Genomic DNA, 23,965 nt, shown 5'->3' on the forward strand with positions numbered 1-23,965 from the left:
TTGACGTGAACGTCGTGAACGTGTGAACGGAGCTGTGATGCAGGACGTCTCCTCACTGGTGGCCCAGGCCAGGGACGGCCGCCCGCGTGCCGTGGCCCGGCTGATCTCCCTGGTGGAGGGGGCGTCCCCGCAGCTCAGGGAGGTCATGGCGGCCCTGGCGCCGCTGACGGGCAACGCGTACGTCGTGGGCCTCACGGGCTCCCCGGGCGTCGGCAAGTCCACGTCCACGTCGGCGCTCGTGACGGCGTACCGCAAGCAGGGCAAGCGGGTCGGCGTCCTGGCCGTCGACCCGTCCTCGCCCTTCTCCGGCGGCGCGCTGCTCGGCGACCGGGTGCGGATGTCGGAGCACGCGTCCGACCCCGGTGTGTACATCCGGTCCATGGCCACGCGCGGTCATCTGGGCGGCCTCGCCTGGGCGGCCCCGCAGGCGATCCGGGTGCTGGACGCGGCGGGCTGCGAGGTGGTTCTGGTGGAGACCGTGGGCGTCGGCCAGTCGGAGGTGGAGATCGCCTCGCAGGCGGACACCTCGGTCGTCCTGCTGGCCCCCGGGATGGGCGACGGCATCCAGGCCGCGAAGGCGGGCATCCTGGAGATCGGCGATGTGTACGTGGTCAACAAGGCCGACCGGGACGGCGCGGACGCGACCGCGCGTGAGTTGAACCACATGCTGGGGCTGGGGGAGTCACGGGCCCCGGGCGACTGGCGCCCGCCGATCGTGAAGACGGTCGCGGCGCGCGCCGAGGGCGTCGACGAGGTCGTCGAGGCGCTGGAGAAGCACCGGGCGTGGATGGAGGAGCGGGGGGTGCTCACGGAGCGCCGGCTCGCCCGTGCCGCGCACGAGGTGGAGACCATCGCGGTGACGGCCCTGCGGGAGCGGATCGGCGATCTGCACGGCGACCGCCGGCTGAGCACGCTGGCCGAGCGGATAGTGGCGGGCGAACTCGATCCCTACCGGGCGGCGGACGAACTGGTGGCCGGCCTCACGAACGGCTGAGGGCCGCCGGGTGCCTGAAAAACCCGTGGCGGGCCAGGGCACCCGTTGATACGTTGACCCGCATGTTCCTCCTCTTGGCATAGGACCCGCCCAGGTCCGCGATCGGCACACGGCGTCCGGCCGTGGTCGTCGCGGGACTCAGGCGTCCCCTTCCAAGCCTTCAGTCGAGGAACCTTTGCGTGTCCACGCCTGCTTCCGGGCGGCCTTCGTACGCCGCCGTTCTGCGTGTCCCGTATGCCCGCCGTACCTTTGCCGCCGCGCTGGTCGGCCGGTTGTCGTACGGGACGGTGTCCATCGCCGTGATGTTGTCCGTGACCAGGGCGACCGGGTCCTACGCCGTGGCCGGTACGGTCATGGCGCTCTTCGGCGCCACCACGGTCCTCCTCTCGCCGCCGCGGGCGGCGTTCGTCGATCGGTACGGACCGGGACGGGCGCTGAAACCGATGGCGCTGATCTACGGCGCGCTGCTCGCGGCGCTTTCCGTGGCGAGTTGGCGGCCCGGTGCCCCGGCACCGCCGACGGTGTGCTCGCGGCCGCCGTACCGGAGACCGGGGACGAGTGCGCAGGCGCTACGTCCGCCTGCCCGGCGCAGCCGCGGCGACGGCGCGGCCGTCGGCGCTGACCGTCGCCGTCGCACGGGCGATCGGCGGTGCCGTGGCATCCGCCGGTCGCCCGCGGCGCCGGGCGGGCCGGGGTGCCGGGCGGGCCCGGGGTGCCGCTACGGCTTGCCCCGCTGCCCCCTCAGGTGTTCCGCGATCGGGCGCAGGGACTTGTGCACCTGCTCCAGGTCGTCCTCGGAGAGCAGGTCGATGAAGTGTCTGCGCACGGACGCCACGTGGTGCGGCGCGACCTTCCGCATCGTCTCCAGGCCGTGGTCCGTCAGGACGGTGAACAGACCCCGCCGGTCCGACTCGCAGTTCTCGCGGCGTACCAGGTTCGCGTTCTCCATACGAGTGATCTGGTGCGAGAGCCGGCTCTTGGACTGGAGGGTGGCGGCCGCGAGGTCGCTCATGCGCATCCGCATGCCCTCCGACTCCGAGAGATTGACCAGGATCTCGTAGTCGTTCATCGTCAGGCCGAACGGTTGCAGATCCCTTTCGAGCTGGTACGTCAACAGCCTGTTGACCTCCAGGTGGGTGCGCCAGGCGCACTGCTCCGCATCGGTCAGCCAGCGCGTGGCCGTCTCGGTCTCCATGAATGAAGTCTACCTAAAAGGTTGAAAGGCGTACTAGTGAGGGTGGTGTGACAGTGCGCACGCGTTCGATGTCACACTCCGCAGACTACCGCTCACAGCCCGAAGCGACGCTGGAGGTCCCCCAGCTGTCCGGGAAGGCGCGGTGCCCCCGGCTGTCCCTGATGACCGGGTACCCCTCCGCCGCCCGGTACGCCGGGCTCGTGTGGAACCGCTCCCGTGGACTGCTCCGCCATGAGGGTCTCCGAGGACTGGAGCAGCACCGTGCCCGCCCCGACGAACTCGAACTGGTGCTCCTCCCCGGAGGCCCCGCCGAGGCCCGTCATCGCACGTAGACCGCCCCATACGCCGGTCAGATACCCATGGTCGTAGTGATGGCACGGAGACGGGCAGTCGGCCCAGCCGACCAGTGCCTGGGGGTCCACCCGGATCGGGGGTTCCATGAACACCACCGGACCGTTGGACGCGGCCACGAACTTGCCGGTTCCGAGGAGTGTCAGAAAACCGGGAATGATCGACTGCTTCAGCGACAGACTTGGCTGAAAAGCGAGCAGGTTGCCCGAGCGAATGGTCAGATTCCCGTCGTCCAGGTCGTAGGAATTCACATCGAAGGCCCGGTCGGCGAGGAGCATCTTGCCGGAGCCGTCGGCCACCACCCAGTCGCTCGCGTGCAGTGGCGAATGGAAGGAAGTGCGGACGAGGCGGTCCAGACGGCCGTGCCCGACGCCGTTGAACTCGATCGAGCCGTAGTACGCGATCATCTTCCCCTTCTGCAGGAACCACTGGCTCCCCTTGAGCTCCACGCAGAAGGTGTACTTGTCGACGCTGTCGTCGGCCGGCAGCGTCATCGGGTCGTGCACGACGGGCCCGGCGCCCGGGTAGGTGGTCACAGCTTCTCCTCCGAGGCCTGCACGTACACCGCACCACTGCCGCTCAGCTCCAGCTGGAACGCCTCGCCGGAGCCACGCCCCACCATGTCGCGCCAGCCGAGCGCCGTGGACAGCTTGTTGCGTACGTCACCGTGGTGCGCGACATACGCCTGGGGGTCGACATGGACCGGTCGCTGCGGGGTGATCGGCACCTCGAAGACGCCGCCGTGCGCCATCACGGCGACCGCGCCGTGCCCGGTGAGAGTGGTCGTGAACAGACCCTGGCCGGCGACCTGGCCGCGCACCAGGCCCATCACCCCGCCCTGCGCGCCCAGGAACATCGTGCCCTGCTGGAGCGTGCCCTCGAAGGCGAGCAGTCGGTCCGCCTCGACGTAGAGCGTGTCGCCCGTGAGGTCGATCACCTGGATGTGGTGGCCGCCGTGCCCGAACAGCACCGTGCCGCTGCCCTCGACCGTCATCAGTGGGGTCGCCTCGTTCGCGATCCGGCGGCCGAGCATCGACATCACCCCGCCCTGGCCGCCCTGGATGTTCGGGGTGAAGGAGACCTCCCCCTTGTAGGCGAGCATCGCACCGCGTTGGCTGTACAGCCGCTGCCCCGGCACGACCGTCGCCTCGATCATCTTCGAGTTCATCTCGCGGAAGCCCATGTCAGAGATCACCCGCGATCGTGTTGCGCTCACTGGGCTGGACGTAGACCAGTCCGTCTCCCTCGAAGCGGATCTGGAAGGCCTCGCCGCCACCCTCACCGAGGAACGTGCGGAATGTCACGCCCGACTGGAACGACTGCCGCAGATTCCCCTGGTGCGCCACATACGCGCCCGGGTCGACGGTCAGCGGGTACTGCGCGCTCACCCGCAGCACCACCGCCGGACCGTCCGACATGATCGCGGCCTGGCCGTGGCCCTCCACGGTCGTGGTGAACAGGCCGTTGCCCTGGGAGGCGCCGCGCAGGCCGGTGAAGGTCGTGCCCGTGCGCAGGCCCGCGTCCGTCGCGAGCAGGTTGCTCGACTCGACGTACAGCTTGTCCCCGCGCAGGTCCACGAGATTGATCTCGGAGGCTCGGTCCGCGAACCAGCACGTCCCGTGGCCCTTCACCTCCATCACGGTCATCTGCTCGCCGGTGAGTCTGCGGGTCACCATCCCCCGGAGCCCCTCGCCGCCGCCGGTGAGCTTCTTGAAGGCCATCTGGCCGTCGTACGCGACCATCGAGCCGTTCTTCGCCTTCACGGCGTCCCCGGTCATGTCGACGGCAAGCACCTTGCTGCCTTGGAGTCGGAACATCGCCACGAGGTGAAGGTAGCCGCCGGACGGGCGGAGCGGACAGAGCCCGAAGGCGGATCCCACCCCCGACACGTCCCTGAGGGTCACACCCACGCGTCATCGACACCCCGCCCCCCGGTTCCCGGACCGTCGCGTCCCGGATGTCACAATGGGGGGCGCTTGTGCATGCGTTCACAAAACGACTGCGTCGTCAGCGAATCTCCCACCGAAGGTGACCCGTGGACATAAAGACCGCCACCGCCCTCCGCCGGCTCCGCCTGGTCTCGGCCCCCGAGGCCGTCTCCTTCCTGCTGCTGCTCGTCTGCTCGGTACTGAAGCGCACCTCGGACTTCAACGCGGTGCCCGTCATGGGCTCGATCCACGGCGTCCTCTTCATCCTGTACGTGATCTTCTGGGCCGACGCCTGGAACCGGGCCAGGTGGTCCGTGAAGACGGCCGCCCTCTACTTCGTCCTCTCCGTGCTGCCGACCGGCGGCTTCTTCGCCGAGCGCAGGCTGCGCCGTGAGGCCGAGAACGCGGTCATCGCGGCCCGCGCCCGCAAGGAAGGGATCGTGAACGCATGATCGTCGCCTTCTCGGTGACGCCCCTGGGGGTCGGGGAGGACGTGGGGGAGTACGTCGCCGACGCCGTGCGGGTGGTGCGGGAGTCCGGCCTGCCGAACCGCACCGACGCGATGTTCACATCGATCGAGGGTGACTGGGACCAGGTCATGGACGTCGTGAAGCGCGCCGTCGCGGCGGTCGAGGCGCGCGCCCCGCGGGTCTCCCTCGTACTGAAGGCGGACATCCGCCCGGGCGTGGCGGACGGCCTCACCTCCAAGGTGGAGACGGTGGAGCGGTACCTGTCCACCGAGTGACGCGCCCTCCGCGCCGGAGATCACGGCGGAGGTCACGGCGGGAGTCCGAGCGGGACTCCGAGCTGAAGACCCTGAAAGCCCCGGCCCCCGGCGGCCGGGGCTTTCCCGTTGCCGTGGTTTGAGCGACTGCTCAAATGCCTGTACTGTCAGGTCAGTTGTTTTGAGCAGTCGCTCAAATAGGGCCGTTGGCATGGGGGATCGACAATGGGGCTCTACGTGGAGGCGCACATACGGGGCGACCTCGACGAACTCTGGGCCCGCACCCAGGACCCTGCGCACCATCGCCGCTGGGACTTCCGCTTCACCGAGATCGACTGTCTGCCGGGCGCGGAGGACGAACCGCGCCGCTTCCGGTACGTCACGCGCATCCTGCCCTTCCTGACCGTCTGCGGGACGGGGGTGTCGGCCGGGGAGAAGACGCGCCCGGACGGGACGCGCACCTCCGCGCTGCGCTTCTGCACGCCGCACCCGCTGTCGCTGATCGCCGAGGGCAGCGGCTACTGGCGCTACGTGCCCGACGGCGACGGCGTCCGCTTCCTCAGCGGGTACGACTACCGGACGCGCTGGGGCGCCTTCGGCCGCCTCGCCGACCGGCTGTTCCTGCGGCCTCTCATGGGCTGGGCGACGGCCTGGTCCTTCGACCGCCTCCGCCTGTGGGTGGAGCGAGGGGTGACACCGGAGCGCGCACTCGCCAACTGGTGCGCGGAACTGGTCGTCCGCGGGATGGTGCTCACCGTCGCCTGCGTCGGCCTCGGGCTGCGCTCGTGTGTACGGCTGTTCGGCCCCCTGGCGGCCACGATGGCGTATCTGTGCCCGCTGCTGCTGGCCCTCGTCATCTCCGTGGCCCTGTGCAAGGAGCCCCTCGCCGGCACCCCGGCGGCGCGCCGCTGTCTGCGCACCCCGCCCACCCGGGTGCGCGCCCCGCGTCTGCCGGCCGCCCTGGAGCGGCCGTCGTGACCTCGGTCTTCCGTACGGTGCCGGGCGACGCCACGCCGGCCGACGGCCAGAGGCGCGACGTCCCCTTCAAGATCGAGAATGTGCCCTGCACCGGCACCGCCGGCCGTGAGACGGTGTCGTCCGTGCGCATCCTCCACCTCCCCGGCACACACCAACTCCTGGCGAGCGAGCCGCGTTTCTGCCGGATACGCGCGCGTGAGGCGCACCCGCGCTCAGGGCGTGCTTCGAAAGCAGCGTCGTCCGCCCGAAGGGCGGGGCCCGAGGCGTCCGGTGCGGCGCATCGCAGGGCGGAGGGTCGTCCGCGTGCTGGGCGTACGCGGCCGATCCCGACAACGCGGCGAGGTGCCGTGTCAGGCGTCGCGGGCCGGGCGGGACTTTCGAAACACGCCCCAGGGCTCCCGCCGCGGCTCGTGGAGGAGGAGGCGCGGGCGTGAGCGAGTCGACGAAGGTGAAGTTGCTTCAGGGGGCGCTGCGGACCCTCACCGAGCAGGGGATCGCCAAGACGTCCGCGCGCACCATCGCGGCGACGGCGGGAGTCAACCAGGCGCTGGTCTTCTACCACTTCGGCTCGGTGGACGAGCTGCTGGCGGCCGCGTGCCGCTACGGCACGGAACAGCGGGTGGCGCGCTACCGGGACCGTCTGGAGAGCATCGGGTCACTCGGTGAGCTCCTCGCCTTCGGGCGGCAGGTGCACGAGGAGGAGAAGGCCGCGGGGCATGTGGCCGTGCTGGGCCAGCTGCTGGCCGGTGCCCAGACCCATCCCCGGCTCGCGCCGGCCACGGCGGCGGGGCTCGACCTGTGGATCGCGGAGATCGAGCGGGTGCTGGTGCGGGTGCTGGCGGCGACACCGGCGGGGGAGTTCGCGGACCCGGCCGGCCTGGCCCGCGCGGTGTCCGCCTCCTTCGTCGGGATCGAGCTGTACGAAGGGGTGGACACGGCGGGCGCGCGCGCCGCGCTGGCCGCCCTGGACCAACTGGCGACCCTGGTGGCGGCGCTCGACGATCTCGGCCCGGTGGCACAGCGGGCGGTACGGCACGCACTGCGCCGGGCCTCGAACGCCCCGAAGCGTACGTAGGGCCGCGCCGGACGGCCGCGGGGCGCGCCCGCCGGGTCATGGGCCCGCGTTCGTCCGGGGCCGGCCCTCAGGAGACCGCTGTGCGCCGCGGCGGCCTCCCGGTGCTCACCGTTGCCGTTCCAGGTACTCCTTGAAGTGTTCCAGATCGCCGCGGACCAGCCGCTCGATCGCGCTCGCCTGGGCGAACCCCTTCGGGCCGCCGAAGCTGTCCCGCACGGGCCCGGGGTCGTACTCCACGCGTGCCTGGACGCGGGTGTGGCCCTGGTCGATCGGCTGCAGCGAGAACGACCCCGACAGCCGGGGGTCGCCCGTGGTGCGCCACTCCATCACGCGCCGGTCTCCGTGGTCGGAGACCTCGGCCTCGAACGACCGGGACCGGCCGCCCGTGTCGACGTCCAGATGCGCCCGGCCGCCCGTCTCCGTACGGGCGTCGCGCACGCCGTCCATGAAGCGCGGATACTCCTCCATGTGGTGCAGGCTGTCCCAGGCCGCGTCGATCGGGACCGCGATGTCGACGTGTTCCTCGAGGGTGCTCATGGCTCACCTCCTCGTTCGCCCCGTGCACGGGGCCCTCTGTCTCCAGTGTGCGCCCGGTGCCCGGCGCCGACCGAAGAGCGAGACAGGGCTGACCACCATGTGACCGGCGGGTAAGGTCGGTGTCGTGCCGAAGCCGCTCAGTCTGTCCTTCGACCCCATCGCCCGCGCCGACGAACACTGGAAGCAGCGCTGGGGAAACGTGCCGTCGATGGCCGCCATCACCTCGATCATGCGAGCCCAGCAGATCCTGCTCGCCGAGCTGGACGCGGTCGTGAAGCCGTACGGACTGACCTTCGCGCGCTACGAGGCGCTGGTGCTGCTCACCTTCTCCAAGGCGGGCGAGCTGCCCATGTCCAAGATCGGCGAGCGGCTCATGGTGCACCCCACCTCCGTCACCAACACCGTCGACCGCCTGGTGCGGTCCGGTCTGGTGGCCAAGCGGCCCAATCCCAACGACGGCCGCGGCACTCTCGCCTCCATCACCGACAAGGGCCGTGAGGTCTGCGACGCCGCCACCCGTGACCTCATGGCGATGGAGTTCGGGCTCGGCACGTACGACGCCGAGGAGTGCGCCGAGATCTTCGCGATGCTGCGCCCGCTGCGCATCGCCGCGGGGGACTTCGCCGGCGAGTAGCAGGTCGGCGGCCCGCCGGGCCGTCGCCGCGGGAAGGTCGCGGGGGCACTCGAAGATCGACCGATACGTGCCGTTACGCTCGGAGCCATGAAAAAGAGCGTGCTGACCCGCTACCGCGTCATGGCCTATGTCACCGGCGTGCTGCTGGTCCTGCTGACCCTCGGTGTGATCGCCAAGTACGTGCTGGACATGAACGGTGCCGCGGACTTCACCCGTGTCGTCGGCATCGCCCACGGCTGGCTGTACGTCATCTACCTGGTCTTCGCCTTCGACCTGGGCTCCAAGGCCAAGTGGCCGGTCGGCAAGCAGCTGTGGGTGCTGCTGGCGGGGACCATCCCCACCGCCGCCTTCTTCGTGGAGCGCAAGGTCACTCGCGAGCTGGAGGAGCGGGTCGCGGAGGGTACCCCCGCGGTCGCCAAGGCGTAGCGGACGCCGCCGTACGGAAGCCGTACGGCGGTCAGCCGTCGACATTTACTTGGACGTCCTAGTAAATTCGAGGGTATGGACGCTGACGCCATCGAGGAGGGCCGCCGACGCTGGCAGGCCCGCTATGACGCCTCGCGCACGCGCGAGGCCGACTTCACCACGCTCTCCGGCGATCCCGTGGAGCCGGTGTACGGGCCGCGGCCCCACGACACGTACGAGGGCTTCGAGCGGATCGGGTGGCCCGGTGAGTACCCCTTCACTCGCGGTCTGTACCCGACCGGTTACCGAGGGCGGACCTGGACCATCCGGCAGTTCGCCGGGTTCGGCAACGCCGAGCAGACGAACGAGCGCTACAAGATGATCCTGGCCGCCGGCGGCGGCGGCCTGAGTGTGGCCTTCGACATGCCCACCCTGATGGGCCGCGACTCCGACGACCCGCGCTCGCTCGGCGAGGTCGGGCACTGCGGGGTCGCGATCGACTCGGCCGCGGACATGGAGGTCCTGTTCAAGGACATCCCGCTGGGCGACGTCACGACCTCGATGACGATCAGTGGTCCGGCCGTCCCCGTCTTCTGCATGTACCTGGTGGCCGCCGAGCGCCAGGGTGTCGACCCGGCCGTGCTGAACGGCACGCTCCAGACCGACATCTTCAAGGAGTACATCGCCCAGAAGGAGTGGCTCTTCCAGCCGGAGCCGCATCTTCGTCTGATCGGCGACCTGATGGAGCACTGCGCGGCCGGCATCCCCGCCTACAAGCCGCTGTCCGTCTCCGGCTACCACATCCGCGAGGCGGGCGCGACGGCCGCGCAGGAGCTGGCCTACACGCTGGCGGACGGGTTCGGCTATGTGGAGCTCGGCCTCAGCCGGGGCCTGGACGTCGATGTCTTCGCCCCCGGTCTGTCCTTCTTCTTCGACGCGCACGTCGACTTCTTCGAGGAGATCGCCAAGTTCCGCGCGGCGCGCCGCATCTGGGCCCGCTGGATGCGGGACGTGTACGGGGCGAAGACCGCCAAGGCGCAGTGGCTGCGCTTCCACACCCAGACGGCCGGGGTCTCGCTGACCGCGCAGCAGCCGTACAACAACGTCGTCCGTACGGCGGTGGAGGCGCTGGCGGCGGTGCTGGGCGGGACCAACTCGCTGCACACCAACGCGCTGGACGAGACGCTGGCGCTGCCGAGCGCGCAGGCCGCCGAGATCGCGTTGCGCACCCAGCAGGTGCTCATGGAGGAGACCGGTGTCGGCAACGTCGCCGACCCGCTCGGCGGCGCCTGGTACGTCGAGCAGCTGACGGACCGGATCGAGGCGGACGCGGAGAAGATCTTCGACCAGATCAAGGAGCGGGGGCTGCGGGCGCATCCCGACGGGCAGCACCCCATCGGGCCGATGACCTCGGGCATTCTGCGGGGCATCGAGGACGGCTGGTTCACCGGCGAGATCGCCGAGTCCGCGTTCCGCTACCAGCAGTCGCTGGAGAAGGGTGACAAGAGGGTGGTGGGCGTCAACGTCCACACCGGCTCGGTCACCGGGGACCTGGAGATCCTGCGGGTCAGCCACGAGGTCGAGCGCGAGCAGGTGCGGGTGCTGGGCGAGCGGAGGACCGGGCGGGACGACGCGGCGGTGCGCGCGGCGCTCGACGCCATGCTCACGGCCGCGCGCGACGGCTCCAACATGATCGGGCCGATGCTGGACGCCGTACGCGCGGAGGCCACCCTCGGCGAGATCTGCGGGGTCCTGCGGGACGAGTGGGGGGCGTACACGGAGCCGGCCGGCTTCTGACGGGCGGACACGACGGGCCGGCGGGAACCCGTCCCGCCGGCCCGTCGCTGTGTCCGGCTCCCCTTTAGAACTCCTGCACGAAGTACGGCTCCACGGTCATCCAGCCGTTGCCGCGGGCGCCGTAGCGGGTGCCGTTGTCGGCGCGGGACAGGGTGTACCAGGAGTCGACGTAGTCCGGATCGTCCGTCCACCAGTCGTTCGGCATGGCGTCCAGGATCGCGGTCACCAGGGGGATGTAGGTGCCCTGGTCGGCGATGGTGAGCAGCGCCGTGGCGAGGGCCTTGGCCAGGTCCAGGTAGTTGGTGCCGCCGTCGTCCTCCATCATCACGGCATCGGCCAGGTTGTACTTGTAGTTCGACCAGTTGACCAGGATCTGGCCCGGCCGGTACACCGTGCCGTCGTTGTCCAGGTACGGCATGTCGACCGGGTCGACCCGGACCTTGCCGTCCTGGCCGAAGCCGGTGACGAGGGTGTAGATCTCGGCGTCGCCCTTGAACCAGGGCTCCTCGTCGTCCGACAGCTCCACCGCGGTGACACGGGTGGTCCAGAAGCCCCCGGTGGCGGCCGAGGCCCGGGCGCCGGACGTGGGGGCGGGTCGCCGGGCGGGCGCGGCGGAGGCGACGCCGTACCGGGTGAGCTCCCTGTTCAGTACGCGCAGACCGGCCGACAGCGCCTTGGAGCCGTCGATGTCGACGACGTACACGGGACGCGTGGGCGCCCTGCGGGCGTCGAGCGTGTGGGCGCGGCCGCGGCTGTCGTAGGCGGTGATCGTGGCCACGTCGTCGTCCGCGGCGGCCGCGGCCACCCACGGCTGCGTGCCGGCGGCGAGCGCGGCGCGCATGGCGGGGTCCCCGAGCCGCAGCCGGAGCAGGGAACCGGTGTCGGTGCCCAGGCCCTTGGCGGTGGTGATCCGGCGGTCGGCCGAGGACAGGGCCGACTTCAGGGCGCCGGAGCCGGCCCGGTCGGCCAGCGCGGTGACGGCCACCTCGTGGGAGGAGAGGGCGGCCGTGCGGACGCGGGTGCGCCAGGCGGGGGCGGAGAGCGAGCCGGCGATCGCCCGCGCGGCCTGGTTCTCCGCGGTGGAGACCGCCGACGCGGTCGCGGCGGCGCTCGCGGCGGCGGATGCGGAGGCGGCGGTCCGCGGGGCTGCCACGGCGGACGGCCCGCCGAGGGTCTGGCCGGCGCACAGGGCGACGAGGGACGCGGCGACGGCCATGACGGTGCCGCGTCGGCGGGTGTGACGAGGTCTCACGTGGATCGGTCCTCCTGGACGAGGGTCGATGACGCGCGGTCGGGGGTGGAGCCGTGGAACCCGGGGCGGGGTCTATGCGAGTAGACGCCCGCGGTCATAATGACGGGGGCATGTCATGGCGACAAGGGTTCGGCACCGCACGACCGGTGAACTTCGATGGGCGTGCGGCGGAGGGCGTGAAGGACCGGAGACGTGTCTACGGGGTCAGATGCCCGTCGCCGCGAGCCCGCCGAGCAGTACCGCGGCGAAGCGCCGTACCCAGTCCTCGTCGACCGGCTCGGCGCTGACCAGGGTGCGATGGACCACCGCACCCGCGACCATGTCGAAGATCAGGTCCGCCACGCGCGCCGCGGCCTCGGGATCGGTCTCGGGCGGCAGCTCACCGCGGCGGGCCGCGCGGGCCCGGCCCTGGACGACCAGGCGCTTCTGGCGGTCGACGATGGAGGTGCGGATGCGTTCGCGCAGCGCCTCGTCGCGCGTCGACTCCGCCACGACCGCCATCAGACCGCTCTTCGCCTCGGGGCGGTCCAGGATCGCCGCGAACTGCAGCACCACACCCTCGATGTCCGCGGCGAGGCTCCCCCGGTCGGGCAGCTCCAACTCGTCGAACAGTTCCGCGACCGCGTCCACCACCAGCTCGTTCTTGCCCGCCCAACGGCGGTAGAGAGTGGTCTTCGCGACCCCCGCGCGGGTCGCCACGTCCCCCAGCGTGAGCTTCGACCAGCCCAGCTCGACCAGCGCCTCCCGCGTCGCCTCCAGGATCGCGGCGTCCGCGGCGGCGCTCCGGGGACGCCCCGTACGGGCGGCGGGAGTGCTGTGCTGCATGTCGGTGACCCTATCCGGCGCAGTGGTTTCGGCCATATACGCGCGTTGTGTGAAGTGGTGAGGGAGATCACCTGTGTACGGGCCACGGCGACCCCCGCGGGCAGTTACGCTACGACTCGTAGCGAAAGCGCGTCCAAGCGGCGCGCGGAGCGGCGACGACCACGGGCGCCGGGTGGGGACCCGGCGCGGATCACGACCGGCGGGCACGGCTTTCACGACGCTTTTCACAGCGGCGTTTCGGAGGGGGGAGGATGTACTCATGCAGCCACGGAACATGTCCATGAGCGGAGTCGTCGACCTCGCCGCGGTGAAGGCCGCCCAGGAGGCCAAGGCGAAGGCGGAGCAGGCGCGCGCCGAAGCGGCCCGGCAGGGTGGAGGCGGCGCGGTCTCTCCTGCCGACCTCGTCATCGACGTAGACGAGGCGGGGTTCGAGGCCGACGTCCTCCAGCGCTCCACCGAGGTACCGGTCGTCATCGACTTCTGGGCCGAGTGGTGCCAGCCCTGCAAGCAGCTGAGCCCGGTCCTGGAGCGGCTGGCCGTCGAGTACAACGGCCGCTTCGTGCTCGCCAAGATCGATGTCGACGCCAACCAGATGCTGATGCAGCAGTTCGGCATCCAGGGGATCCCCGCCGTCTTCGCCGTCGTCGCCGGCCAGGCGCTCCCCCTCTTCCAGGGGGCCGCCCCCGAGCAGCAGATCCGCGAGACCCTCGACCAGCTCGTCCAGGTCGCCGAGCAGCGCTTCGGGCTGACCGGTCTGGCCGTCGATCCCGACGCCGAGCCGGGCGGGGCGCCGGCGGCCGCCGAGGTCCCGGCGAGCCCCCACGACGCGCTGCTCGAAGCGGCGGTGCGGGCCCTGGACGCGGGCGACCTGGGCGGTGCGATCCAGGCGTACAAGAACGTGCTGAGCGACGACCCGGGCAACACGGAGGCGAAACTGGGCCTCGTCCAGGCCGAGTTGCTGCAGCGGGTGAGCGGCCTGGACCCGCAGCAGGTGCGCAAGGAGGCCGCGGAGAAGCCCGGTGACGTACCGGCGCAGATCGCGGCGGCGGACCTGGATCTGGTGGGCGGTCATGTGGAGGACGCGCTCGGGCGGCTCGTCGAGACCGTACGACGCACAGCGGGGGAGGACCGGGAGTCCGTGCGGCTTCGGCTGCTGGAACTCTTCGAGGTGGTCGGTGCCGAGGACCCGCGTGTGGCGGCGGCTCGGCGGGCCCTCGCGAGGGCTCTGTTCTGACCAGTCGCTAAACGCCAGGGCGTGTGATGCCCGGGTGAAAGTTTGACGGCAGAGGTGCATCGCGGCCGCGCTTTACCAAATCTTGGTAATCGCGGCCGCTGTTACTTGGAGTAAGCCGACCCCCGGATTCTGTGGGGGTCTGTCCCTGCTTCAACCGTTTAGTCATCTCCTATGAGGCAACTAAGAGTTGCCGAGTGAGACCGCGGGGTCGTTGTTCGGTTATCCGGCCGTTACTAGTGAGTAACGAACCCCCTTGCGGGGGCGGCGAGAATGCACCACGATCGGCCACGCTCGGTCCATCGCCGTACCCGACACCCAGCCGGGGCAACGGGTTTTCGTGGGTCCCCACCGGGCAGGAGCCGACGGCAGTGGCGCCGGCTCCTGGACAGGGGGGTCTCCGCCCCGGCGGAGCCTGTCCGGCAGGTTGTGCGTGATGCGTGTCAGGCGCGACCAGTGGTTGTCGCTCGGGGGTGATCGCCGGTGATTCGGGCGCGGTTCGCGCCACCGAGCGCGGGCGCTCTCCTTCCCGAGGACGTAGCACTTCTCCCATCCCTGCCCGGCTGAGCCGCCGCACGGTAGCGCGCTCGGGCCAGGAGATGTACGTCCGAGAAGGAGGAAATATGGAGTCCCAGGTGCGTGGCGGGACCAGATGGAAGCGGTTCGCTGTGGTCATGGTGCCCAGCGTCGCCGCGACGGCAGCGATAGGCGTGGCCCTGGCACAGGGCGCTCTGGCCGCTTCGTTCAGTGTGTCGGGCCAGCAGTTCAAGGTGACCGCCACCCAACTCGAGGGTTGGGGCTTCGAGCAGTACGGGGCGGTTGACAGCGGTTACACGCTGGACGGCGGCAAGACGGCTCACCCCGTCGCCGTCTCGGCGTTCAAGGACGCCGAGATCACGGACCTGTGCCAGTCCGTGGTCACCCCGATCCCGCTGCTCGGCGACGTCACGCTGACGCTGACGGCCGGCGGGGCGGGCCACCCCAAGGTCTCGGCTCACAACATCTACATCGATGTCAACGACCTCAAGGCCGACGCCAAGTTCGACGACATCGACATCGGTGTGGCGGCCGGCGAGACCGGTGCGGACAAGGGCGGCAAGGGCCCGGGCATGAAGGGCGGCGGCGAGCAGTCGAACCCGGCCGGATTCGCGCAGCAGGCCAAGCACGCGGTGCTGAGCGGCGTGGAGCAGCACGCCTGGGCGACGACCGCGGGCACCTTCACACTGAGCGGGCTCAACATGAGCCTGTCGAAGGGCAACAACGAGTGCCAGCTCAAGCACTGAGCACTCGGTAACGGGCGGGGGAGCCGACGGCGCCCCCGCCCGTTCCACCTTCAACCGCTCCTTCACACACCCCCCACACCTTCGCACCACCACCTACAGCAACGCTGCACCAGGGAGCTGTTTTCCATGAGCGCCGAGATTTCTGCCGCCGAACCCGGTCAGTTCAGCCGCCGGAGGCTGCAGTTCCGCGCCTGGCGGGGCACGAGGCCGTTCTGGGCCGGACTGTTCGTCCTGCTCGGCGGCCTCCCGATCCTCTACTTCCCGTACGCGCACCTGCAGCTCGGTCACCTGACGTTGGCCATGGCCACCACGGGTGGCTCCGCCTCCCTCATCATCGGCGTGCTGCTGATAGTCCTCGGCATCAGCTTGTGGTTCCAGCAGCACATCCGCACGTTCGCGGGCGTCGCGGCGATCCTGCTGGCGCTGGTGTCCATCCCGGTGTCCAACTTCGGCGGCTTTGTCGTGGGCTTCCTGCTCGCCCTGGTCGGTGGAGCCATGGCCGTGTCCTGGGTGCCGGGCGTCCCGCCCGAGCAGCAGCCGGCCCAGGCAGGGGCGGCGGGCGACGGCGGTGCTCCCGAGGTCGCTCCGGATGGGGTGAACGAGCCGCAGGACCTGACCAAGACGACCCCGGTCAACGGGACGAACGGGAGGCACAGTGCCGGCTGACGAGGTGACCCACGGGACGGACGTGGACGCGTCCCGTGCGAGAACCGGGCCGCGCCACGCGGCCCCGAGGAAGCCGTTTTTCACCAGGTTCCACGTGCCGGCCGGCAAGGCGATAGCCCTGGCGGCGATGCCGACGGCGGTCCTCATGGGAATGGGGTTGACGCCGACGCTCGCCCGCGCCGACGACCACCCGTCCTCCAGGACCATGACGGCCGACGAGTACCAGAAGTGCGTCGAGGTCCTGGACAAGTCCAAGGACTCCAAGGACGCGTCGGCCACGCCGTCGCCGTCCGCGTCGGCGAGCGCGTCGAAGTCCGCCGACACGGCGGAGCCGACGCCCTCGGCCTCCTCGGACAAGACGCCGGACACCAAGCCGGACAAGCCTTCTTCGTCGGATTCAGGTTCCGACGACAAGGCGACGCCCGCGCCGTCCGCGTCCTCCGCGAGCGGATCCGGTACGTCGTCGGGCGGCGGTGCCACGCCCAGCCCGTCGGCCTCCGCGACCCACGGCGGGGTGCTGGACGACCTCGGCAACACGCTCAAGAACATCCTGACACCCGGCGGCACCTCGTCGAGCGACACGGGTGCGAGTGCCACGCCGTCGCCGTCCGCGACCCAGGACACCAAGGCCGCCACGAAGGACAGCGGCACGTCCTCGTCCTCGTCCTCGTCGTCTTCTTCGTCCGTCACCAAGACGGTCAAGAAGGTCACCGACACGGTCAAGGACACCGTGAAGGACACCACGGACACGGCGACGAAGGCGGCGGACGACACCGTGAAGGCGGCCCAGTCGGCGACCCCGAGTCCGTCCGCGAGTTCCACGCCCGCGGACTGTGTCGCGGCCACCGGCGACGAGGGCGGCGTCGAGAAGATCCTCGCCCTGCCCGACAAGCCCTGGCACCTGGAGGCCAGCTCCCTGTGGCTCAAGGGCGCCGACTACCAGGGCATCGTCAAGGTGCGCACCGCGAACGGGACCGTCAAGAAGGTCCTGAAGTACGTGATCTCCAACGGCACCGACATCGGCGACCTGCACCAGCTCGTCGACGGTCAGAACGGCGAGACGTACCACGTCCAGGCGGCCAAGGGCTCCACGTCCACCATCAGCGACGGCAAGACGGTGATGTACACCGAGAGCATCTCCGGCAACCTGCTCGGCCTGATCCCGATCACGTTCAGCCCGGACAACCCGCCGCCGCTGAACATCCCGCTGATCTACTTCACCAACGTGAAGGTGACCCAGGCCGGCCAGTTCGGCGGGACGCTGACCATCCCCGGTATGCACCAGTACGTCACCGGGGCGAGTTGAGCACCTCTCAAGACCTTTCCGGGAGCCGCACAAGTCAGGGCCCCGCCGGCAGGACACCGGCGGGGCCCTGACGCATGAGACGCGGCTGTCTCTCGTGGAGGGCGTCCAGGGCCGCCTGTCTGATCCGCTTCGTGCGCCCCTCCCGGGACAGCACGCGCAGGACCTCCGAGTCGCCGGACACCCGCACGGCACCTCGTTGCAGCCGGTCGGACCAGTCGCCGACCTGGTCACCGACGGTCTCGGCCGGTACGGCGCCCCGTTCGAGCGCGGCCAGAACGCCGAGCTCCCGGGCCCGGCGTGCCGGGAACTTCCGTACGGACGGGGGCAGGACGGCGCCCCATCGCCCGCGGTCGCTCTCGGGCACCCGCTCGAGCACCTCGCCGACCACCGCGCAGGCCAGCGGACCGATCGGCTCCAGGGACACCGCCTCGAACAGCGGGGGACGGGCGGCGGGGACTCCCACGGCCGCGCGGTAGAGCGCCCAGCGGTCGTGCTCTTCCGTCGCCGGGTCGTCGGTGCGTCCGAGGGCCCGGGCGAGCCGCCGCAACGCCTCTGTCAGCCCCGGCGCGTCATCGGTGTCCACGGGCGCCGGACCCACGACGTAAGGGCGCCCCCTGTCGCCGGGGGCGCCCTCAGCGTCGCACAGCCGTCGTCAGGACGTCAGTGGCGGCGGCCCTCGCCCAGATGGTGGACGCGGACCATGTTCGTGGTGCCCGGGACGCCGGGCGGGGAGCCGGCGGTGATGACCACGACGTCGCCGTCGTTGAACCGCTTGAGCCGCACCAGGTGCTGGTCGACCAGGTCGACCATCTCGTCGGTGCTGTTCACGAACGGCACGACGTGCGACTCCACGCCCCAGCTCAGGGTCAGCTGGTTGCGGGTGGACTCGTCCGTGGTGAACGCCAGGATCGGCTGGCAGGCCCGGTAGCGGGACAGCCGGCGGGCGGTGTCACCGGACTGGGTGAAGGCGATCAGGCCCTTGCCGCCCAGGAAGTCCGCGATCTCGGCCGCCGCGCGGGCCACCGAACCACCCTGCGTCCGCGGCTTCTTGCCCGGGACCAGCGGCTGGAGCCCCTTGGAGAGCAGCTCCTCCTCGGCGGCCTGGACGATCTTCGACATCGTCTTGACCGTCTCGATCGGGTACGCGCCGACGCTCGACTCGGCCGACAGCATGACCGCGTCGGTGCCGTCCAGGATGGCGTTGGCCACGTCGGAGGCCTCGGCGCGGGTCGGACGGGAGTTGGTGATCATCGACTCCATCATCTGGGTCGCCACGATCACCGGCTTGGCGTTGCGGCGGCACAGCTCGATGAGCCGCTTCTGCACCATCGGGACCTTCTCGAGGGGGTACTCGACGGCCAGGTCGCCGCGGGCGACCATCACGCCGTCGAACGCCATCACGACGTCCTCCATGTTCGCCACCGCCTGCGGCTTCTCCACCTTGGCGATGACCGGGACGCGGCGCCCCTCCTCGTCCATGACGCGGTGGACGTCCTTGACGTCGTCGGCGTCCCGGACGAAGGACAGCGCGACCATGTCGCAGCCCATGCGCAGCGCGAAGCGCAGGTCCTCGATGTCCTTCTCGGACAGCGCCGGGACGTTCACTGCCGCGCCGGGCAGGTTGATGCCCTTGTGGTCGGAGATGACACCGCCCTCGATGACGATCGTCCTCACCCGGGGGCCCTCGACGTCCAGGACCTTCAGCTCGACGTTGCCGTCGTTGATCAGGATCTGGTCGCCCTTGGAGACATCGCCCGGCAGGCCCTTGTACGTGGTGCCGCAGATCGACTTGTCGCCCGGCACGTCCTCGGTGGTGATGGTGAAATCGTCACCGCGCACCAGCTCGACCGGACCCTCCGCGAAGGTCTCCAGACGGATCTTCGGGCCCTGCAGGTCGGCGAGGACGCCGATGGCCTTGCCGGTCTCGGCGGACGCGGTACGGACGCGGTCGTACCGCCCCTGGTGTTCGGCGTGGGTGCCATGGCTGAAGTTGAAGCGGGCGACATTCATGCCGGCTTCGATCAGCGCAACGAGCATCTCGTGGGAGTCGACCGCAGGGCCGAGAGTACAGACGATTTTCGAACGGCGCATGTGGCGATCCTATCGGTTTGTTTCGGCGCGGAATATTCCGGCCGGCGGAAAATACAAATGGGCGGACCGGCGCTCAAGCGAGACTCCGCGAATTGTTCACTTGTCCTTTCCGACCAGTGCATACGTCTGCCTGGCGATCTCCAGTTCCTCGTCCGTCGGCACCACGGCGACGGCCACCCGCGCGGACGCGGGCGAGATCAGCCGCGGCGCGTCACCGCGTACGGCGTTCAGTCCGTCGTCCACCACCGGGCCCAGCCCCTCCAGGCCCGCCACGGCCGCCGCACGCACCGCGGCCGCGTTCTCGCCCACGCCCGCCGTGAAGGCGATCGCGTCCACCCGGCCGAGTACCGCGAAGTACGCACCGATGTACTTCTTCAGCCGATGGATGTAGATGTCGAAGGCGAGCTGTGCCTCCTCGTCGCCCTCGTCGATCCGGCGCTGAATCTCCCGCATGTCGTTGTCGCCGCAGAGGCCGAACAGACCGCTCCTTTTGTTGAGGAGAGTGTCCACCTCGTCCATGGACATTTCGCCGACCCGCGCCAAATGGAAGATGACGGCGGGGTCGAGGTCGCCGGAGCGCGTGCCCATCACGAGCCCCTCCAGCGGGGTCAGTCCCATGGAGGTGTCCACGCACCGTCCGCCCCGGACCGCCGAGGCGGACGCCCCGTTGCCCAGGTGCAGCACGATGACGTTGACGTCCTGCGGAGCCCTGCCCAGCAGCTTCGCGGTCGCCCGGGACACATACGCGTGCGAGGTCCCGTGGAACCCGTAGCGCCGCACCCGGTACCGGTCGGCGATCCTGGTGTCGATCGCGTAGCGCGCCGCCGACTCCGGCATCGTCGTGTGGAACGCGGTGTCGAACACGGCGACCTGCGGCAGGTCCGGCCGCAGCGCCATGGCGGTGCGGATGCCGGTGAGGTTGGCCGGGTTGTGCAGCGGCGCGACCGGGATCAGCCGCTCGATCTCGGTGAGCACGGTGTCGTCGACGACGGTGGGCTCGGTGAAGAACAACCCGCCGTGCACCACCCGGTGGCCGATGGCGGCGAGTTCGGGCGAGTCGAGGCCCAGCGCGTCCCTGGCCAGCTCCTCGGCGACGGTCTTCAGCGCGGTCTGGTGGTCGGCGATGGGCCCGTTCTGCTCGCGGGTCTCGCCCGTGGTGAGCGCCGTGTGCCTCAGCCGGGACGTCTGCTCACCGATGCGCTCGACGAGCCCCGTGGCCAGCCGGCTGCTGTCGCGCATGTCCAGCAGCTGGTACTTCACCGACGAGGAGCCGGAGTTGAGAACGAGGACGCGGGAGGGGCTCACTGGGCGGTCGCCTTCTCGTGGGGGGTCTGGGCCTGGATCGCCGTGATGGCGACGGTGTTGACGATGTCCTGGACGAGGGCGCCCCGGGACAGGTCGTTGACGGGCTTGCGCAGGCCCTGCAGCACCGGGCCGACGGCGATCGCGCCCGCCGAGCGCTGCACGGCCTTGTAGGTGTTGTTGCCGGTGTTGAGGTCCGGGAAGATCAGCACGGACGCCTGCCCGGCGACCTCCGAGTCCGGCAGCTTGGTAGCCGCGACGGTCGGCTCGACCGCGGCGTCGTACTGGATGGGACCCTCGGTCTTCAGATCACCGCGGCGCAGCCGGACCAGCTCGGTGGCCTCGCGCACCTTGTCGACGTCGGCGCCCGAGCCGGAGGTGCCGGTGGAGTACGACAGCATCGCGATCCGGGGCTCCACGCCGAACTGCTCGGCGGTGGCGGCCGACTGGATGGCGATGTCGGCGAGCTGCTCGGCGTTCGGGTCGGGGTTGACCGCGCAGTCGCCGTAGACGAGGACCTTGTCGGCGAGGCACATGAAGAACACCGAGCTGACGATCTTCGCGTCGGGCTTGGTCTTGATGATCTCGAACGCGGGCCGGATGGTGGCGGCCGTCGAGTGCACGGATCCGGAGACCATGCCGTCGGCCAGGCCCTCCTGGACCATGAGGGTGCCGAAGTAGTTCACATCGGCGACCACGTCGTACGCCAGCTCGACGGTGACGCCCTTGTGGGCGCGCAGCCGGGCGTACTTCTCGGCGAAGGAGTCGCGCAGCGGCGAGTCGGTCGGGTCGATCAGCTGCGAGTCACCGAGGTCGATGCCCAGGTCGGCGGCCTTCTTGCGGATCTGCTCGACGGGTCCGAGCAGCGTCAGGTCGCACACACCGCGGCGCAGCAGCACCTCGGCGGCGTGCAGCACCCGCTCCTCGGTGCCCTCCGGGAGCACCACCCTGCGCTTGTCGGCGCGGGCCTGTTCGAGCAGCTTGTGCTCGAACATCATCGGCGTGACCCGGTCGCTGCTCGGCGCGGACACCCGCGTGAGGAGGTCGGCGGTGTCGACGTGGCGCTCGAAGAGACCGATGGCCCGCTCCGCCTTGCGCGGGGTGGCCGCGTTCAGCTTTCCCTCCAGGGAGAAGAGCCGGGCGGCGGTGGGGAAGCTGTTGCCGGACACCGAGAGCACCGGGGTTCCCGGGGCGAGCCGGGCGGCGAGGGTGAGGATCTCCTCGCGCGGCACCTCGTTCAGGGTGAGCAGCACGCCCGCGATCGGCGGGGTGCCGGCGCTGTGGGCGGCGAGCGAGCCGATGACGAGGTCGGCTCGGTCGCCCGGGGTCACCACCAGGCAGCCCGGGGTCAGGGCGCCCAGGAGGTTGGGCAGCATGGCGCCGCCGAAGACGAAGTCGAGCGCGTCCCGGGCCAGCCCTGATTCGTCGCCGAGGAGGACCTTGGCGTCCAGGGCGTGGGCGATCTGGGCGACCGTCGGGGCGGAGAGGGCGCGGTCGTCGGGAAGGACGTAACACGGCACGGGGAGGCGGGAGTCCAGCCGCTCGGCTATCTCGTCCCGGTCCTCGCGGGCGACCCGGTTGACGACCATGGCGAGGACGTCGCAGCCCAGTCCGTGGTACGCGCGGTAGGCGTTGCGCGCCTCGGCCCGTACGGACTCGGTGGTCTGGTCGCGCCCGCCGACCACGGGGATCACGGACGCCCCGAACTCGTTGGCGAGCCGGGCGTTGAGGGACAGCTCGTCCGGGAGCTGGGTGTCGGCGAAGTCGGAGCCGAGGACGAGGACGACGTCGTACTCGCGGGCCACGGCGTGGAAGCGGTCCACCAGGGCCGAGACCAGCTCGTCCGTCCCCTGCTCCGCCTGGAGCGCGGACGCCTCCCGGTAGTTCATCCCGTACACCGTCGCCGGCTCCTGGGTCAGCCGGTAGCGGGCCCGCAGCAGATCGAAGAGGCGGTCGGGTCCGTCGTGGACGAGCGGGCGGAACACGCCCACGCGGTCGACCTGCCGGCTCAGGAGTTCCATCACTCCCAGCTCGACGACCTGGCGGCCGTCGCCGCGGTCGATCCCGGTCACGTACACGCTGGGCGTCACGCGGGCTCTCCGTTTCGTCTCTCGGGTGGGGTTCTTGGCCGTTTCTGGGGATATTTGTTGGGTTCTACGGCGCGCGAAAATCCACCCCGCGGGTGGGCAGAACCCTCTTGACAATACCCTTGAGGCTGGATAAAGCGCCCGTCAGGTCGCGGGGCCGGAGGCCGGTCCGGGCGGGCGCGGCACCCGCCTGTGGAGCGTGAAAGAATCGCATTGGCTCACCGGTATCAAAGCGAGCAGGAGACACAGCACGATGCGCATCGGAATCCTCACCGCGGGCGGCGACTGTCCAGGCCTGAACGCAGTGATCCGATCGGTCGTCCACCGGGCCGTGGCGCAGTACGGCGACGAGGTCATCGGCTTCGAGGACGGCTACCGAGGACTGCTGGAGGGGCACTACCGCACCCTCGACCTCGACGGTGTCAGCGGCATCCTGGCCCACGGCGGCACCATTCTGGGCTCTTCCCGCCTGGAACGTGACCGGCTGCGCGAGGCGTGCGAGAACGCCTCGGACATGATCCGCGACTTCGGGATCGACGCCCTCATCCCGATCGGCGGCGAGGGCACGCTCACCGCGGCGCGCATGCTCTCGGACGCGGGTCTGCCGGTGGTCGGCGTCCCCAAGACGATCGACAACGACATCTCGTCCACGGACCGCACCTTCGGCTTCGACACCGCGGTCACCGTCGCCACCGAGGCGATGGACCGGCTGAAGACCACGGCCGAGTCCCACCAGCGTGTGATGGTCGTGGAGGTCATGGGCCGCCACGCCGGATGGATCGCGCTGGAGTCGGGCATGTCGGCCGGTGCCCATGGCATCTGTCTGCCCGAGCGCCCCTTCGACCCCGCCGACCTGGTCAAGATGGTCGAGGAGCGCTTCGCCCGCGGCAAGAAGTTCGCGGTGATCTGCGTCGCCGAGGGCGCACACCCCGCCGAGGGCACCATGGACTACGGCAAGGGCGAGATCGACCAGTACGGCCACGAGCGCTTCCAGGGCATCGGCACGGCGCTGGCCTACGAGTTGGAGCGGCGCCTCGGCAAGGAGGCCAAGCCGGTCATCCTCGGCCACGTCCAGCGCGGCGGCACGCCGACCGCCTACGACCGGGTGCTCGCGACCCGCTTCGGCTGGCACGCGGTGGAGGCGGCGCACCGGGGCGAGTTCGGCATGATGACGGCGCTGCGCGGCACGAACGTGGTGATGGTGCCGCTGGCGGAGGCGGTGACCGAGCTGAAGACGGTGCCCACGGACCGGATGGACGAGGCGGAGTCGGTGTTCTAGGGCCTGTCGTCAGCAGGGGCCTTCG

At 70.4% G+C, this 23,965-nt stretch carries 24 protein-coding genes and 1 pseudogene; 14 read left to right on the forward strand and 11 right to left on the reverse strand.

All coding sequences use genetic code 11. From position 1 onward, the window contains the following. The first annotated feature begins 37 nt into the window (after positions 1-37). Together meaB and ACFY2Z_RS30495 are read left to right on the forward strand one after the other, a co-directional pair. Entirely contained in the window at positions 38-994 is a 957-nt protein-coding gene (gene meaB, locus ACFY2Z_RS30490) for a methylmalonyl Co-A mutase-associated GTPase MeaB (protein WP_390747293.1), read from the forward strand. A 179-nt stretch (positions 995-1,173) separates the two neighbouring features. Continuing rightward, positions 1,174-1,500: pseudogene (locus ACFY2Z_RS30495) on the forward strand (MFS transporter); the annotation flags it as partial. A gap of 212 nt (positions 1,501-1,712) precedes the next feature. On the opposite strand, the gene ACFY2Z_RS30500 reads toward ACFY2Z_RS30495, so the two are convergent. From ACFY2Z_RS30500 to ACFY2Z_RS30515, 4 genes are all read right to left on the reverse strand, one after another. Next, entirely contained in the window at positions 1,713-2,189 is a 477-nt protein-coding gene (locus tag ACFY2Z_RS30500) for a MarR family winged helix-turn-helix transcriptional regulator (RefSeq protein WP_390747294.1), read from the reverse strand. 92 nt (positions 2,190-2,281) lie between these two features. Beyond that, complete coding sequence (locus ACFY2Z_RS30505) at positions 2,282-3,034, reverse strand: AIM24 family protein (RefSeq protein WP_390747327.1); 753 nt, start codon at positions 3,032-3,034, stop codon at positions 2,282-2,284. 38 nt (positions 3,035-3,072) lie between these two features. After that, positions 3,073-3,723: an AIM24 family protein gene (locus ACFY2Z_RS30510; RefSeq protein ID WP_390747328.1), complete on the reverse strand. Its 651-nt coding sequence runs from the start codon at positions 3,721-3,723 to the stop codon at positions 3,073-3,075. Between the two features lies 1 nt (position 3,724). Then, on the reverse strand, positions 3,725-4,357 hold the full coding sequence (locus ACFY2Z_RS30515; protein ID WP_390747329.1) for an AIM24 family protein: 633 nt from the start codon (positions 4,355-4,357) through the stop codon (positions 3,725-3,727). 218 nt (positions 4,358-4,575) lie between these two features. Between ACFY2Z_RS30515 and ACFY2Z_RS30520 the strand changes: the two genes are divergently transcribed. The 4 genes from ACFY2Z_RS30520 (at position 4,576) to ACFY2Z_RS30535 (ending at position 7,245) form a co-directional block, all read left to right on the forward strand. Beyond that, entirely contained in the window at positions 4,576-4,920 is a 345-nt protein-coding gene (locus ACFY2Z_RS30520; RefSeq protein ID WP_390747295.1) for a DUF3817 domain-containing protein, read from the forward strand. After that, on the forward strand, positions 4,917-5,213 hold the full coding sequence (locus ACFY2Z_RS30525; RefSeq protein ID WP_390747296.1) for an MTH1187 family thiamine-binding protein: 297 nt from the start codon (positions 4,917-4,919) through the stop codon (positions 5,211-5,213). The genes ACFY2Z_RS30520 and ACFY2Z_RS30525 overlap by 4 nt, the downstream gene beginning before the upstream one ends. 204 nt (positions 5,214-5,417) lie before the next feature. Next, positions 5,418-6,170: a hypothetical protein gene (locus ACFY2Z_RS30530; RefSeq protein WP_390747297.1), complete on the forward strand. Its 753-nt coding sequence runs from the start codon at positions 5,418-5,420 to the stop codon at positions 6,168-6,170. Between the two features lie 430 nt (positions 6,171-6,600). After that, positions 6,601-7,245 (forward strand): TetR/AcrR family transcriptional regulator, encoded by a 645-nt coding sequence (locus ACFY2Z_RS30535; protein ID WP_390747298.1) that lies wholly within the window; start codon positions 6,601-6,603, stop codon positions 7,243-7,245. A gap of 105 nt (positions 7,246-7,350) precedes the next feature. On the opposite strand, the gene ACFY2Z_RS30540 is transcribed toward ACFY2Z_RS30535, so the two are convergent. After that, positions 7,351-7,782, reverse strand: a complete 432-nt coding sequence (locus tag ACFY2Z_RS30540) for an SRPBCC family protein (protein WP_390747299.1) — start codon at positions 7,780-7,782, stop codon at positions 7,351-7,353. 124 nt (positions 7,783-7,906) lie between these two features. Here ACFY2Z_RS30540 and ACFY2Z_RS30545 point away from each other — a divergent pair, with 124 nt between their 5' ends. From ACFY2Z_RS30545 to ACFY2Z_RS30555, 3 genes are all read left to right on the forward strand, one after another. Further along, positions 7,907-8,416: a MarR family transcriptional regulator gene (locus ACFY2Z_RS30545; RefSeq protein ID WP_311697310.1), complete on the forward strand. Its 510-nt coding sequence runs from the start codon at positions 7,907-7,909 to the stop codon at positions 8,414-8,416. Positions 8,417-8,503: 87 nt separating this feature from the next. Continuing rightward, a complete protein-coding gene (locus ACFY2Z_RS30550) occupies positions 8,504-8,842 on the forward strand; it encodes a DUF3817 domain-containing protein (RefSeq protein ID WP_311697309.1) in 339 nt (112 codons plus the stop codon). 75 nt (positions 8,843-8,917) lie between these two features. Then, positions 8,918-10,618, forward strand: coding sequence for a methylmalonyl-CoA mutase (locus tag ACFY2Z_RS30555; protein ID WP_390747300.1), 1,701 nt, complete (start codon positions 8,918-8,920; stop codon positions 10,616-10,618). Positions 10,619-10,682: 64 nt separating this feature from the next. Here the strand turns inward: ACFY2Z_RS30555 and ACFY2Z_RS30560 are convergent, their stop codons facing one another. After that, entirely contained in the window at positions 10,683-11,870 is a 1,188-nt protein-coding gene (locus ACFY2Z_RS30560; protein ID WP_390747301.1) for a DUF3103 family protein, read from the reverse strand. A gap of 204 nt (positions 11,871-12,074) precedes the next feature. After that, positions 12,075-12,695: a TetR/AcrR family transcriptional regulator gene (locus tag ACFY2Z_RS30565; protein ID WP_390747302.1), complete on the reverse strand. Its 621-nt coding sequence runs from the start codon at positions 12,693-12,695 to the stop codon at positions 12,075-12,077. 259 nt (positions 12,696-12,954) lie between these two features. Between ACFY2Z_RS30565 and ACFY2Z_RS30570 the strand changes: the two genes are divergently transcribed. From ACFY2Z_RS30570 to ACFY2Z_RS30585, 4 genes are all read left to right on the forward strand, one after another. Beyond that, positions 12,955-13,929 carry a tetratricopeptide repeat protein gene (locus ACFY2Z_RS30570; RefSeq protein ID WP_390747303.1) on the forward strand — a complete coding sequence of 325 codons (975 nt, stop codon included), beginning with the start codon at positions 12,955-12,957 and terminating at the stop codon, positions 13,927-13,929. A 620-nt stretch (positions 13,930-14,549) separates the two neighbouring features. Further along, positions 14,550-15,209, forward strand: a complete 660-nt coding sequence (locus ACFY2Z_RS30575) for a DUF6230 family protein (protein ID WP_390747304.1) — start codon at positions 14,550-14,552, stop codon at positions 15,207-15,209. A gap of 126 nt (positions 15,210-15,335) precedes the next feature. After that, the gene (locus ACFY2Z_RS30580; protein WP_390747305.1) at positions 15,336-15,875 is read left to right on the forward strand and encodes a DUF6114 domain-containing protein; all 540 of its coding nucleotides are present in this window, start codon (positions 15,336-15,338) and stop codon (positions 15,873-15,875) included. Beyond that, a complete protein-coding gene (locus tag ACFY2Z_RS30585; protein WP_390747306.1) occupies positions 15,865-17,181 on the forward strand; it encodes a hypothetical protein in 1,317 nt (438 codons plus the stop codon). The genes ACFY2Z_RS30580 and ACFY2Z_RS30585 overlap by 11 nt, the downstream gene beginning before the upstream one ends. A 34-nt stretch (positions 17,182-17,215) precedes the next feature. On the opposite strand, the gene ACFY2Z_RS30590 is transcribed toward ACFY2Z_RS30585, so the two are convergent. From ACFY2Z_RS30590 to pta, 4 genes are all read right to left on the reverse strand, one after another. Next, a complete protein-coding gene (locus tag ACFY2Z_RS30590; protein ID WP_390747307.1) occupies positions 17,216-17,764 on the reverse strand; it encodes a hypothetical protein in 549 nt (182 codons plus the stop codon). A 77-nt stretch (positions 17,765-17,841) separates the two neighbouring features. Continuing rightward, a complete protein-coding gene (gene pyk / locus ACFY2Z_RS30595; protein ID WP_390747308.1) occupies positions 17,842-19,272 on the reverse strand; it encodes a pyruvate kinase in 1,431 nt (476 codons plus the stop codon). A gap of 96 nt (positions 19,273-19,368) precedes the next feature. Continuing rightward, complete coding sequence (locus ACFY2Z_RS30600; protein WP_390747309.1) at positions 19,369-20,577, reverse strand: acetate kinase; 1,209 nt, start codon at positions 20,575-20,577, stop codon at positions 19,369-19,371. Continuing rightward, positions 20,574-22,664 (reverse strand): phosphate acetyltransferase, encoded by a 2,091-nt coding sequence (pta, locus tag ACFY2Z_RS30605; protein ID WP_390747310.1) that lies wholly within the window; start codon positions 22,662-22,664, stop codon positions 20,574-20,576. The genes ACFY2Z_RS30600 and pta overlap by 4 nt, the downstream gene beginning before the upstream one ends. A 250-nt stretch (positions 22,665-22,914) precedes the next feature. On the opposite strand from pta, the gene ACFY2Z_RS30610 reads away from it, so the two are divergent. After that, positions 22,915-23,940: an ATP-dependent 6-phosphofructokinase gene (locus tag ACFY2Z_RS30610; RefSeq protein ID WP_311697296.1), complete on the forward strand. Its 1,026-nt coding sequence runs from the start codon at positions 22,915-22,917 to the stop codon at positions 23,938-23,940. Positions 23,941-23,965: the final 25 nt, after the last annotated feature.

Origin of the sequence: Streptomyces sp. NPDC001222, assembly GCF_042896945.1 — a bacterium.
Classification (GTDB): Bacteria; Actinomycetota; Actinomycetes; order Streptomycetales; family Streptomycetaceae; genus Streptomyces; species Streptomyces gibsoniae.

Bases quoted from the DNA above. Each gene is read 5' to 3' on its own strand.
- ACFY2Z_RS30565 (WP_390747302.1), bottom strand. From the start codon at position 12,695: ATGCAGCACAGCACTCCCGCCGCCCGTACGGGGCGTCCCCGGAGCGCC.
- pyk (WP_390747308.1), bottom strand. From the start codon at position 19,272: ATGCGCCGTTCGAAAATCGTCTGTACTCTCGGCCCTGCGGTCGACTCC.
- meaB (WP_390747293.1), top strand. From the start codon at position 38: ATGCAGGACGTCTCCTCACTGGTGGCCCAGGCCAGGGACGGCCGCCCG.
- ACFY2Z_RS30505 (WP_390747327.1), bottom strand. From the start codon at position 3,034: ATGACGCTGCCGGCCGACGACAGCGTCGACAAGTACACCTTCTGCGTG.
- ACFY2Z_RS30500 (WP_390747294.1), bottom strand. From the start codon at position 2,189: ATGGAGACCGAGACGGCCACGCGCTGGCTGACCGATGCGGAGCAGTGC.
- ACFY2Z_RS30515 (WP_390747329.1), bottom strand. From the start codon at position 4,357: ATGTTCCGACTCCAAGGCAGCAAGGTGCTTGCCGTCGACATGACCGGG.
- ACFY2Z_RS30550 (WP_311697309.1), top strand. From the start codon at position 8,504: ATGAAAAAGAGCGTGCTGACCCGCTACCGCGTCATGGCCTATGTCACC.
- ACFY2Z_RS30580 (WP_390747305.1), top strand. From the start codon at position 15,336: ATGAGCGCCGAGATTTCTGCCGCCGAACCCGGTCAGTTCAGCCGCCGG.
- ACFY2Z_RS30610 (WP_311697296.1), top strand. From the start codon at position 22,915: ATGCGCATCGGAATCCTCACCGCGGGCGGCGACTGTCCAGGCCTGAAC.
- ACFY2Z_RS30540 (WP_390747299.1), bottom strand. From the start codon at position 7,782: ATGAGCACCCTCGAGGAACACGTCGACATCGCGGTCCCGATCGACGCG.
- ACFY2Z_RS30555 (WP_390747300.1), top strand. From the start codon at position 8,918: ATGGACGCTGACGCCATCGAGGAGGGCCGCCGACGCTGGCAGGCCCGC.
- ACFY2Z_RS30575 (WP_390747304.1), top strand. From the start codon at position 14,550: ATGGAGTCCCAGGTGCGTGGCGGGACCAGATGGAAGCGGTTCGCTGTG.
- ACFY2Z_RS30510 (WP_390747328.1), bottom strand. From the start codon at position 3,723: ATGGGCTTCCGCGAGATGAACTCGAAGATGATCGAGGCGACGGTCGTG.
- ACFY2Z_RS30570 (WP_390747303.1), top strand. From the start codon at position 12,955: ATGCAGCCACGGAACATGTCCATGAGCGGAGTCGTCGACCTCGCCGCG.
- ACFY2Z_RS30530 (WP_390747297.1), top strand. From the start codon at position 5,418: ATGGGGCTCTACGTGGAGGCGCACATACGGGGCGACCTCGACGAACTC.
- ACFY2Z_RS30525 (WP_390747296.1), top strand. From the start codon at position 4,917: ATGATCGTCGCCTTCTCGGTGACGCCCCTGGGGGTCGGGGAGGACGTG.